Origin of the sequence: Salegentibacter lacus (assembly GCF_020164555.1) — a bacterium.
GTDB lineage: Bacteria > Bacteroidota > Bacteroidia > Flavobacteriales > Flavobacteriaceae > Salegentibacter > Salegentibacter lacus.
On record NZ_JAIQZB010000025.1, the window covers coordinates 33,207 to 44,850 of the forward strand.

The 11,644-nt window shown below is 37.3% G+C and carries 11 protein-coding genes; all 11 read left to right on the forward strand.

Features of this window, described 5'->3' with window-relative positions; translation table 11 throughout:
* Positions 1–1,149 (forward strand): glycosyltransferase family 4 protein, encoded by a 1,149-nt coding sequence (locus LB465_RS16390; protein ID WP_262902925.1) that lies wholly within the window; start codon positions 1–3, stop codon positions 1,147–1,149.
* A complete protein-coding gene (locus tag LB465_RS16395; protein ID WP_224471005.1) occupies positions 1,142–2,308 on the forward strand; it encodes a hypothetical protein in 1,167 nt (388 codons plus the stop codon). Before LB465_RS16390 ends, LB465_RS16395 begins: the two co-directional genes overlap by 8 nt.
* A 2-nt stretch (positions 2,309–2,310) precedes the next feature.
* The gene (locus tag LB465_RS16400; RefSeq protein WP_224471006.1) at positions 2,311–3,387 is read left to right on the forward strand and encodes a glycosyltransferase family 2 protein; all 1,077 of its coding nucleotides are present in this window, start codon (positions 2,311–2,313) and stop codon (positions 3,385–3,387) included.
* Entirely contained in the window at positions 3,384–4,010 is a 627-nt protein-coding gene (locus tag LB465_RS16405; RefSeq protein ID WP_224471007.1) for a class I SAM-dependent methyltransferase, read from the forward strand. The genes LB465_RS16400 and LB465_RS16405 overlap by 4 nt, the downstream gene beginning before the upstream one ends.
* Before the next feature lie 86 nt (positions 4,011–4,096).
* Positions 4,097–5,098, forward strand: coding sequence for an N-acetylneuraminate synthase family protein (locus LB465_RS16410; RefSeq protein ID WP_224471008.1), 1,002 nt, complete (start codon positions 4,097–4,099; stop codon positions 5,096–5,098).
* Positions 5,099–5,101: 3 nt separating this feature from the next.
* A complete protein-coding gene (locus LB465_RS16415) occupies positions 5,102–5,869 on the forward strand; it encodes an FkbM family methyltransferase (protein WP_224471009.1) in 768 nt (255 codons plus the stop codon).
* Positions 5,869–6,885: a glycosyltransferase gene (locus LB465_RS16420; protein WP_224471010.1), complete on the forward strand. Its 1,017-nt coding sequence runs from the start codon at positions 5,869–5,871 to the stop codon at positions 6,883–6,885. The genes LB465_RS16415 and LB465_RS16420 overlap by 1 nt, the downstream gene beginning before the upstream one ends.
* Positions 6,886–6,920: 35 nt before the next feature.
* A complete protein-coding gene (locus tag LB465_RS16425) occupies positions 6,921–8,450 on the forward strand; it encodes a glycosyltransferase family 2 protein (RefSeq protein ID WP_224471011.1) in 1,530 nt (509 codons plus the stop codon).
* Positions 8,440–9,435 (forward strand): glycosyltransferase family 2 protein, encoded by a 996-nt coding sequence (locus tag LB465_RS16430; RefSeq protein WP_224471012.1) that lies wholly within the window; start codon positions 8,440–8,442, stop codon positions 9,433–9,435. The genes LB465_RS16425 and LB465_RS16430 overlap by 11 nt, the downstream gene beginning before the upstream one ends.
* Positions 9,425–10,234, forward strand: coding sequence for a class I SAM-dependent methyltransferase (locus LB465_RS16435; protein ID WP_224471013.1), 810 nt, complete (start codon positions 9,425–9,427; stop codon positions 10,232–10,234). Before LB465_RS16430 ends, LB465_RS16435 begins: the two co-directional genes overlap by 11 nt.
* Entirely contained in the window at positions 10,234–11,511 is a 1,278-nt protein-coding gene (locus LB465_RS16440) for a glycosyltransferase (protein ID WP_224471014.1), read from the forward strand. The genes LB465_RS16435 and LB465_RS16440 overlap by 1 nt, the downstream gene beginning before the upstream one ends.
* Positions 11,512–11,644 lie beyond the last annotated feature (133 nt).

Genomic DNA, 11,644 nt, shown 5'->3' on the forward strand with positions numbered 1-11,644 from the left:
ATGGTATCCATGTCTTCTATTCATTTTTTCCGGTGGGCAGAGCAATTGAAGGATTCAGGCCACGAAGTTTATTGGATTGACGTTTTTGATTCGAACAATTATAATCCCAAAATTGGTTTTGTAGGACAAATTATTGGATGGCGAAATAAAATAAACTATCCTGGTAGATATTTGGTAAAAAAAAAGTTTCCAAGGCTTAATAACTTTGTAAACAAATTTAATCAAAGGAAATTAGCTGATATAGTTGATAAGAAAATTAAAGAAATAGAACCTGATGTAGTACATAGCTTTATTTTACAATCCGCAGTATTCCCTTTGCTCGGAGTTATGCAAAAAAAAACCGCAGTTAAATGGATTTTTTCTGCCTGGGGGAATGACTTGTTTTATGGGCAACAACTTCAGAGACAATCTATTGAGATGAAATTAGCTTTGCCTTGTTTACATTTTATGTTTGCAGATTGTACAAGGGATTATTTTGTTGCTCGAAAGCACGGATTTAAAGGGGAGTATTTAGGAACATATCCAACCGGAGGAGGGTATAGACTGCATAAATACCAGAAATCAACATATCCATTTGAATCCAAAAAATGTATTATAATAAAAGGGTATCAGGACAACTTAGGAAGATGTAATACTGTTTTGGAAGCATTAGAAAAACTAAAGGCTGAACTTTTCAACTTTAAAATTATTGTATTTGGTGCTAATGAGAAAGTTGAAAAATTTGCTAAAAAAAATGGAATTTATTTTTGGGATAATTTTGAACTTTATTTTCACATCCCCCATAAGGAAGTTTTGGAATTAATGGGGAAAAGTAAAATTTATATAGGGAATAATATTTCCGATGGGCTTCCCAATACATTACTTGAAGCCATAATTATGAAATGTTTTCCAATCCAATCAAATCCCGGTGGTGCGTCCTCAGAATTGATTGCGGACGGGTATAATGGTTTATTAATTGAAAATCCTGAAAGTTCTATAGAGATAAAAGACCTGGTAGTACGTGCCATAAAGGATGAAAATTTAATGAAAAATGCAATAGAACATAACTCTAAATATATTGTACCTAAATTGGAGAGGGAGTACATCAGGAAACAGGTTTTAGAAAAGTATAAGTTAATTGAAGATAAGATAAACCATAAAAATGATTAAAATCTTTCCGCCAACAATTAAAGAGGGGAAAAAAGAATGCATCATTGCTGCGGAATTTGAATTAGAGGGTCGGCGTGAGGAACTATGGTATAGGCTCCCAAATGAGTACAAACCTTATATAGTGACTGAACAGTTGGATGCATTTGTCATTGCGTTATTATTCTTAGGGTTAAAAACAGGTCAGGATATTAAATTGATGGCCCCTATAAGCTCCAGATTGTTTTATTCTATAAAACATTATATAATAGATGCACTTTGTTTGGTAAATTCAGCTTACACAAAAATAAAAATTATACCAACTACTTTAAGTACTTTGGATTTTAATACCAGGGGAGTTGCAGGCACAGGTCTTTCGTGTGGTATTGATTCTTTTGCCAGTTACTATGATCATTTGGATGATGAGAAACCCTATAAAATTGAGTATTTTACTTTTTTTAACGTGGGATCTCATGGTGATTTTGGGGGTGAGAAAGCTAGGATGATTTTTAAAGATAGATTTGAAAATGTCCAGACTTTTGCGAGTGAGGTTGGAAGAGAGGTAATCACCATTGATTCCAATTTGAGTGAAATTTTAGGAATGAAATTTCAAGAAACTTATAATTTAAGAACAATTTCCTGTGTATTGATTTTACAGAAACTGTTTAAAAATTATTATTATGCTTCGGGGACTAGGTTTGATCATTTTAGTTTTAATAAAGATGAAATAGCTGATTTGGATATGTTACTTATCCCAAACCTTAGTACAGAATCAACTTCAATTTTTGTTTCTGCTTTAAAATATTCCAGGATTGAAAGAACAGATTTGATCTCTAGGTATTCTGAAACTTATAAATATTTGGATGTATGTACTCATCCTTTCGAAAAAAATAGATCATATTTAAACTGTTCAAAATGTTATAAATGTAAAAGGACAATGTTAACATTGGAAGCACTAGGAAAATTGGATCTTTATTCGGGAGTTTTTGATGTTAAAAGATTTAGAAAAGAAAAATATGATTATATAGGTTGGCTCCTTTCAAAGGAAAAAAAATTGACCTTGGATAAAGAATTAATCATATTTCTATATTCAAGAAATATGATTAATTCTAAGGTTCACTTTTACACTATTAAAAATGCACTATTTAGACAAAAAATGATGTTGAAAAAAATATTCAGATAAATTTGTTATCTATAATTTATCCATACCGTAACCGGGATATAAGCCGGGTCAAAAAATCTTTAGATTCCTTGGTCGAACAAAGCTTCAGGGATTTCAAAGTATTTTTAGTGGATTACGGTTCTTCAGAATCCTTTGCTTCTAAAATAAAAGAATTATGCAAAAGCTATGATTTTGTAACCTATAATTATTGTAATACCCAATATCAACCTTGGAATAAAAGCAGGGCCTTGAATTCGGTAATAAAAAGCCTTACTTCCGATTTTTGTTTTGTAGCCGATGTGGATATGATCTTTCACCCCGATTTTGTTAAAAATGCCTTGAAACTTCAGCAGCCTGAAACAACAGTTTATTTTCAGGTTGGATTTTTAAGTCCTGATGAGGGAGTCGAAGGAAAGAAATATAATGAATTTACTAATTACCGAAAGAGTACCTCAGAGGCTACCGGGTTAAGTATGTTTCCGGTTAAGGTTTTACAAGAATTAAGAGGCTTCGATGAGTTTTATCATTTCTGGGGTGCCGAAGATACCGATATGCACATTCGTTTAAAAAAATCAGGTTACCCGGTTAAATATTATGATAAGGAAATTTTAATGCTGCATCAGTGGCACCCGTCTTACAGAAGTAAAGAATCTAAAAAGCTGACTGAAGATCTTCAAATTAACGGTATCGTTCCATTAAATCATCAACACCTTAAATTTGCAATCGAAAATAAGGTTAGGCAAACAAATATCAGGAAATGGGGAGAGATCATGTCCGAAACAGATAAGATCGAACTGGAAGGTGCATCTGTGAATTTTAGAATTCAAACCGAAAAAAGACAGGTAGATGATTTTCTCTACGGTCAGTTACCTGGCATAAAGAATAAAATTTTAAAAGTAGTAATTGAACCCGACCCGTTTCATAATTCTAAAAAATTTCTGATCAAAAAATTATTAAAAATGAAGTTACCTGTTTATTATAGTTTAAAGGAAGTAAATGATCTTGTGCTTTTACACCTTATATCTTTCTACCGGGATAAAGCTTATATCTATAAGGTTGAGAGTGTGAATAAGCAAATTATCCTTGCTATTAAATTATGAGAAAACAGGAGCAAATTTTAACTGAATATAAAGAGTTTTGTGCTGCAGAAGGCAACCAACATATCGCCAGTGAGTATGCTGTTATAAAGCTTCAGGACATAATAGATAGTTTTGGCGTTGAAAATATTTTGGAAATAGGTTTAGGGATCGGAGCCATTGCCGGGAGTCTTCTTCCAGTTAATGAACACCTAAAATACGCCGGCACCGAAGATAATGAATTTTGTCTGGATGCCCTAAAGACGAATCTTGGTGAAAAGTATAGAAAAGTAGAGGTGTTTTCTGAACTTTCTGAAGTGCCTCAAATAAAATTCGACCTGATCATAATCGACGGAAAAGACCCCGACCTCGCAAAAATCCAACAGTTGGTAACCCAGCATGGGATTATTGCCATAGAAGGGGACAGGATACCGCAGCAGGAAATGCTAAGAAAGTATTTTCCCGGCCAAAAGTATGTGCACTCCATCAGTATCAAAAAAAATGCTGCTTATAGTCCGTTTCCACAGGGGCAATGGAAGGGAGGCTTGAAGATCATTTTTGTCAATCCCAATCTGCACCAGACAATTTGGTGGTTGAGGGAGAAAGTATTTACAAAATTAAAATATCTTTATAGGAAATTGAGGTAGGAACTAATGCCCCTCGGCCTCCCGTTGTGAAAACGGGACAAGCTCTAAAGGGGAAGCTAAAAGAAAGTGTTTTAAAAATTAAATCTATGTTTATTATAGCGGAAATAGGACAGGCCCACGAGGGCAGCTTTGGATTGGCTTTGTCCTATATAGATGCCCTGGCGGAAACCGGAGTTGATGCCGTGAAATTCCAGCTCCATATAGCAGAGGCGGAGAGTAGTGAATATGAGCCTTTTCGGGTAAAGTTTAGCGAGCAGGACAAAACCCGTTTTGATTACTGGAAGCGGATGGAATTTAGCCTGGACCAGTGGAAACTTCTAAAACAAAGATGTAATGAAAAAGGGGTGGAGTTCCTGGCTTCTCCTTTTAGCAACGCTGCTGTGGACCTTCTGGAGCAAATAGGAGTCAAGCGCTATAAAATAGGTTCTGGAGAAGTGAATAACTTTTTATTGCTGGAAAAAATAGCAAAGACCCGGAAGCCGGTAATTATTTCTTCCGGGATGAGTTCTTTTATGGAACTGGATAGAACGGTAGAGTTCCTGAAAGAGCGAAAAATTGAATTTTATATCCTTCAATGTACCACTGCCTATCCCACAAAGCCGGAAGATTATGGCTTGAATGTGATTAAGGAACTCAAAGATCGCTACAAAGTGCCGGTCGGCTATTCCGATCATTCGGCGAAAATTGAAACCTGCATTGCAGCAACTGCAATGGGCGCTGATATCCTCGAGTTTCACGCAGTATTTGACCGCCGCAGCTTCGGCCCGGATGCATCTTCTTCTTTGGAGATCGATGAGATCAAAAACCTGGTGCAGGCGGTAAAAAACATTCATTCCTCCCTGCAGCAGCCCGCTGATAAAGCTGATAATTCCCGTTTTAGTGACCTAAAAAATATCTTTGAAAAATCCCTGGCAGTGAATAAAGATTTACCTGCGGGTCACATACTTTCTTTTGACGATCTTGAAGCCAAGAAGCCGAAAGCTGAAGGAATTGATGCCAAGGACTATCAGGAGGTGATAGGCAAAAAGCTCTTAAAAAGTTGTTCTCGATGGGAATTTCTTGTGAATGATAGCATAATCCGCTCTTAAAAAATGAATGAACTAAAGAAAATAGCACATGGAATTATCTCCCTTGTTGATCATTGGGAAAAATGGAAATGGGGAGGGCTTCTTCTTTTAAGGAAGAGGCTGTTATATCCTAACAAAATAATAGAGATCAAACTTAGAGAGTTAAAACAGCCGGTTTACCTCAGGAATAGTACTTCCGATATCACGGTCTTTTATCAGGTGTTTTTCCAAAATAGTTATAATTTCAACTACTCTTCTCCTGTTGATGTTATTATTGATTGTGGTGCAAACATTGGTTTATCAAGCATTTTCTATGCCCATCACTTTCCAAATGCTATGATCATAGCAGTGGAACCGGAAAGAAATAATTTTAAAATGTTGGAAAAAAATTGCAGGCCCTTCAAGAATATTATTCCCGTTAGAGCAGGTGTTTGGAATATGAATACTAATTTACGTTTGGTTAATAAAACCGATCAACCCTGGGGTATGCAGGTTGAGGAAACGACAGATCAAAAATCTGATATTGAGGCGCTCTCCATTCCATATTTATTTCAAAAGTATAACTTAAAAAAGATCGATATTTTAAAGGTCGACATAGAAGGTTCCGAAAAGGAATTATTTGAAACCGGTACTGATGATTGGCTTCCATATACTAGAATACTTTGTATTGAATTACATGATCATTTAAGAAAAGGAGCGTCCCAGTCTTTCTTTAAAGCACTTAGAAAATATGAATATAGCATGTTAAAGAGAAAGGAAAATCTGATTTTTTTTTTAAATCATAAAGTGTAATGAAAAAAAAAGTCACACTTTATTTTAACTCAGGCTTACTTCACTTTACTCAGTTAATAACCGGCCTGGAGTACTTAAGGGATCAGGGAGAAATTGATCTTAAATATATTATAGAAGATCATATTTATCCAGTGGATATTTTCAAAATTAGGTACAGTAATAAAATAATTTTCTTTGATATGGCTGATAGTTGTATTATAAAAGATTCCTTATATGAAGAATCTGATTTTTATTTTAAGCGAATGCTTTTGAAAAAAGATTTCTGGGAAAAAAGTAAGTTGCGTCCGTACGGGCTTAATTATCAAGTCTATTATAAAAATAAATTTTTGAAGTATTTATTCATAAAGAATAAAAGATTGCTCAAATATTCACTTAGGTTTTCACCAATTGCTTCATCTGTTTTAAATATCAAAGATTGTATAATAAACAATGAACTTTCTAAAATGCAGTCTGTTCCTTCCACTAGGATACAGATTTTGTTTCGAAGTAGGTTATGGAACCCCGATAATAATGAATTGCACTGGAAGAAAGAAGAACGTAAAGTTCTTAACGAGGAGCGTATAAGGTTGAATAGGATCCTAAAAAAACATTACGGCAGTAATTTTAAGGGGGGAATTCAAAAAGATCAATTTTCAGTTCATCAATGTAAGGATTTACTTCTTCGAAAACAGGAATACCATAAAAGGAATTACTTAAAAATTCTTAAAAGCTCAAGTATCGGAATTGTTAACCCGGGCCTGGAAGGAAGTATTAGCTGGAAATTTGGAGAGTATATTTCTCATAGCCTGGCTATTATTTCGACACCAATAGAAGAGTTTGAATTATTGGGACCATTACAAGAGGAGGAGCATTATCTTACTTACAATTCACCTGAAGAATGTCTGGAAAAAACAGAAAGATTGTATTCAAATAACAATCTGAGAAGGTCCATTCAGCAGGCAAATCGGGAATATTATCAGAACTGGTTGCATCCAGGAGTGAAAATGAGAAAAATATTAGAACTTATAGACAGTTAATGATCCTACTAATTCATCAGAGAGCCTCATTTATTATGCGGATAGAAAAGAATGGAGAGCAAGTTGCAGTTTCTAAAGATCCATGCGAGGCTTTATGGCAGCTTGCAGAAGCATTTCCGGAAGAACTACTCGTGTGGATTGAAAAAGATCTTTCTTATTTTCTTAGAAAAGAGAAATTGAAGGATTGTTTTGACCATGATCTTTTAATGTCATCTTATGCTGTAAAGACTAAATTTTTGTCGGGGAAAATTGGATATGTGGATCAGCTGCCATTCATAAATGTAAAATGTGGCGTAAAATATCCTACCTGGAGAATGAGCAGCGATGTAGGGGGGATTAAAGGACAAACTCTTCTGAAATTCCGGGATATGTTTAAGCATATATCAGATTTCGACTATCTGCTTAATTCGGTTGCTAAACTGGGGCAGCAAAACGGTTTGTTCTGCTATTCAGATCCGCAGATGATAGATACTGTGCGGGATAAGGAGCTAATGCCCTCAGCCGGAAACAAGGAATTATTCTCTTTTGTTTTTCAGCATTATAAAAGCATCCGCCTTTGGTTGCTCTTCTGGTGTTTTGTGAGATATGAAAAAGCCTTTCCTATAGGAGCCCTGATTACGGCTCTTTTTCAAGAAAAATATTTTAAAAAGGATATAGACCTGTCCAGAATAGAATTAAAATCGAATAGAGCCGGAGAACCAGTGCCTTCCATCGATGTGATCATTCCCACGCTGGGACGGAAGCAGTATCTGCTGCAAGTGCTGGAAGATCTGAAAATTCAGAGCCTGTTGCCTAAAAAAGTGATAATTCTAGAACAGGATCCTGCTCCCGGATCCCAAAGCGAACTCCCCGAATTACAAACGCAATTCTGGCCCTTTGAGATTGTACATCATTTTACCCACCAAACCGGGGCCTGTAACGCAAGAAATGTCGCTTTGAAAGAAGTAGATGCTGAATGGGTTTTTTTTGCCGATGATGATATAAGACTTGAAGAAGATTTGCTGCAAAAAAGCCTGGAAGAATTAAAGAGACTGGGGGCTGATTGCCTGAATATTAATTGTAAGCAGGAAAGAGAAAAGACCATTTTTCATAAGATAAAACAATGGGGTAGTTTTGGGTCAGGAACCAGTATAGTAAATGCAGACTTTTGTAGATCTTTAAGCTTTGATGAAATCTTTGAATATGGCTTTGGCGAAGACCAGGATTACGGCATGCAGCTTCGCGATGCAGGTTGTGATATAATCTATCATCCTAAAATAGAAATTTTGCATCTAAAGGCTCCGCGGGGTGGTTTTAGGGAATTAAGCCAGCCACCATGGGAGAAAGATAAACCAAAACCTTCCCCCACCTTAATGGTATATGTAAAAAAATATTACACACCGGAACAACAGAAAGGCTATAAAACCGAGCTCTTCCTACGTTATTACTCCAGTCAGGAAATAAAGAATCCTTCTAAATATTTGAAACGGATGGAAGAAGGCTGGAGGAGGAGTGAGGAATGGGCAGACAGATTAATGACGTCCTCTTCAAAGTCCACCAGAGAAAAGTTTATAAATGAAGTTTAACCTGATCGTTTGTACCTATAAAAGAAGGAAGGCTCTCGGTAGACTATTAGCTTCGGTGGCTTTGCAAAGTCGGATTCCCGATGAGATCCTAATAATAGATGCCTCACCTGATGATCTTACCAGGGAACTTATAGAAAGGAATGTGATCGAGGGCCTGAAATACTTTAAGGTAGATGAAAAGGACCGCGGACTTACCCGGCAGCGGAATTACGGGATTGGAAAGACCGGTAAAGAAATAGACGTCATTAGTTTTCTGGATGATGATATCATTTTGGAACAGGACTATTTTGAAAAGCTTATTGATACTTACGCAACTTATCCCAATGCTATTGGAGTGGGTGGGTATATCAGTAATGAAGTCAGCTGGAAGAAAAGCAATGCTATCCCGGATTTTGATGAATTTAAAGTGGATGGCTATATTCGAAAGCTAGGCAGTAGGAATTTGCTTCGGAAAAAACTTGGCCTTTTAAGTGATCATGCTCCGGGAGTAATGCCGGAATTTTCCCATGGGCTTTCTATTGGTTTTCTGCCCCCTTCAGGAAAAACATACCCGGTAGAATTCTTTATGGGCGGGGTGGCTTCTTATCGCAAAAGCCTTTTTCAAAAAATAAGCTTTTCTGAATATTTTGAGGGCTACGGGCTTTATGAAGATATGGATTTTTGTTTGCGGGCATCGCGCCTGGGGCAGTTATATGTGAATACCGCCGCCCAGGTGGAGCACCATCACGAACTGTCCGGCAGGCCGGATAAGTATAAATATGGTAAAATGGTGATCAGGAACGGCTGGTATGTCTGGCGGGTTAAATATCCTGATCCCGATTTAAAAGCCAGGCTGAAGTGGCACGGCACTGCATTTTTATTAACTTTAGTGCGATTGGGAAATATGATCACAACCCAAAACAGGAAAGAGGCATTCACAGAAAGTCTGGGCAGGATTGTCGGATGGTGGATCCTTTTGCTAAATAAGCCCAAAAATGAAGTCTGAGAAACGCAAACTTATAAACGCGAGGCAGAAAGAATTCTATGATACCAAGCAAAAAAATGCTGCTACCCGGCTATGGTCTTATTTTAGAAATGGGGCTTTAAACCGCATCAAAAAAGACACCGGGGTAGAGCGGGATATCTACGAACTTCATAAAAGCTGGTTTGGAGACCTTTCTCAAAAGAAAGTACTCGACCTGGGCTGTTATGCCGGAAACTCGCTGAGTTCTTACCTTGCTCAAAATTCAAAAGAATACCTGGGAATAGATCTTAGTCCGAAAGGAATCAACAACCTCAGCCGCCGACTGGAAAAAGTTCCGGGGGCCAGAGCTGAGGTGATGGACTTTCTTTCAGAAGAATTTAGGGAGAAAGACTTTGATTTGATCTATGCCTATGGAGTGCTGCATCATTTTAAGGATGTGGATGAACTTATCGCGAAGCTTGAGGAAAAATTAAGCAAGAACGGAAGTATTGTAAGTCACGATCCGCTGCAGACCAGTTTGCCTATAAAATTTATCAGAACCATTTATCGACCTTTTCAAAGTGATAAAGCCTGGGAATGGCCTTTTTCCAAAAAAACGTATTATCAGTTTGCAAAAGGCTTTGTCGTAAAAGAGCGAAGGGCAGTGCTGGGAAAAGCGAAGTGGAGCGCTTTTATTAGTTTTCTGCCGGTTTCTGAAGAAAAGAGAATTCAAAAGGCGAAGGCCTGGCACCGGGATGACTGGGAAAACTCCCTGAATTCTGATAAGGCGATGTTCGACTGTATGCATTTAAGCCTGTTCATGCAAAAAAAATCTCATTGATGCGGTTCGCAGTATTTACCCACGTGATCCATCAGGAAAAGGAAGGCAGGTATTATGCCTATAGTCCCTATGTGAGGGAGATGAATTTGTGGTTTAAGTATGTGGAGGAGGTTGAAATACTGGCACCTTTGGAAGAGAGAAGGAGAAAAGGAGAGAAGGGGAAAAGGGGAAGTGGAGAAAAGGAGATGAGGGGAAAAGGGGAGCTTTATGAGCAATCTTGTATTACTTTTACTAAGATCCCGTCTTTCCATTTACTGAATTTTCCGGCGGTTTTAGATTCGATTATAAAGATTCCGTTTATATTTTTTAGAATTCTGGGTGCTATGCGAAGGGCGGATCATTTGCATTTAAGGTGTCCGGGGAATATTGGATTGCTTGCCGCGGTAGCCCAGATCTTTTTTCCGAAGAAACCCAAAACTGTAAAATATGCGGGAAACTGGGATCCCGGTTCCAGGCAGCCGTGGACTTACAGATTGCAGAAATGGATTCTGAGCAATACTTTTTTAAGCAGAAATATAAAGGTTTTAGCTTACGGCGTCTGGCCAAATCAGTCAGAAAATATATTACCTTTTTTTACCGCCAGCTTTTCAGAAATAGAAAAAGAGTCGGTTCAGAAAGATTTTAGTCCACCTTATAAATTTATTTTTACCGGAAACCTGGTGGAAGGAAAAGGAATTTTTAAAGCTATTAAACTCATTGAAGCTCTTAATGGCAAAGGAGTGAATTCAGAACTCGAGATCTATGGAGACGGAATTTTAAAAGATTCGCTCAATGATTATATTCAAAAGAAAAAACTACAAAAGTTTGTAAAACTAAAAGGCCGAAAGAGCCTGGAAGGATTAAAAGATGCCTATATAAAAGCCCATTTTGTAATTCTGCTCTCAAAAAGCGAAGGCTGGCCAAAAACAATTGCTGAGGGAATGTGGTATGGGTGTGTTCCTGTTGCTACGGATGTTTCTTGTGTGGCCTGGATGCTTGGGGATGGGAGTCGTGGGATATTAATATCTGATGTGGAAAAAAGAAAAGAGAGAAGAGAGAAGAGAGAAGAAAATGTCGAAAAACCTAAGAAAAACTGTCAGTTCGAGTGTCCCGACGGGAGTCGGGATGTATCGAGAACAGGTTTTTCTGAAACAGATATTGAAAGAATAGTGAGCCTTTTGAAAAATCCCGCGAACTTAGAGCAAATGTCCAGAGCCGCACAGGAATGGAGTCAGCAATATACTTTGGAGAGGTTTGAAGCAGAAATTAAGAAACTGTTGGTTCGGAAAGAAGCTTAGACCCTGAAATAAATTACCATTGACGTATTTTTCAAGTTGCTGTTTTATAGCTGATTACCATGTTCATTTCTTTTGCCATTTTGAATAAGCTTTTTTGTTTATTAAGTAGTATTTTTTCTTGGTAAGCTTTGAT

Excerpts from the sequence above, each read along its gene's own strand:
- LB465_RS16395 (WP_224471005.1), top strand. The coding sequence starts at position 1,142 with ATGATTAAAATCTTTCCGCCAACAATTAAAGAGGGGAAAAAAGAATGC.
- LB465_RS16435 (WP_224471013.1), top strand. The coding sequence starts at position 9,425 with ATGAAGTCTGAGAAACGCAAACTTATAAACGCGAGGCAGAAAGAATTC.
- LB465_RS16425 (WP_224471011.1), top strand. The coding sequence starts at position 6,921 with ATGCGGATAGAAAAGAATGGAGAGCAAGTTGCAGTTTCTAAAGATCCA.
- LB465_RS16420 (WP_224471010.1), top strand. The coding sequence starts at position 5,869 with ATGAAAAAAAAAGTCACACTTTATTTTAACTCAGGCTTACTTCACTTT.
- LB465_RS16405 (WP_224471007.1), top strand. The coding sequence starts at position 3,384 with ATGAGAAAACAGGAGCAAATTTTAACTGAATATAAAGAGTTTTGTGCT.
- LB465_RS16440 (WP_224471014.1), top strand. The coding sequence starts at position 10,234 with ATGCGGTTCGCAGTATTTACCCACGTGATCCATCAGGAAAAGGAAGGC.
- LB465_RS16410 (WP_224471008.1), top strand. The coding sequence starts at position 4,097 with ATGTTTATTATAGCGGAAATAGGACAGGCCCACGAGGGCAGCTTTGGA.
- LB465_RS16415 (WP_224471009.1), top strand. The coding sequence starts at position 5,102 with ATGAATGAACTAAAGAAAATAGCACATGGAATTATCTCCCTTGTTGAT.
- LB465_RS16430 (WP_224471012.1), top strand. The coding sequence starts at position 8,440 with ATGAAGTTTAACCTGATCGTTTGTACCTATAAAAGAAGGAAGGCTCTC.
- LB465_RS16390 (WP_262902925.1), top strand. The coding sequence starts at position 1 with ATGGTATCCATGTCTTCTATTCATTTTTTCCGGTGGGCAGAGCAATTG.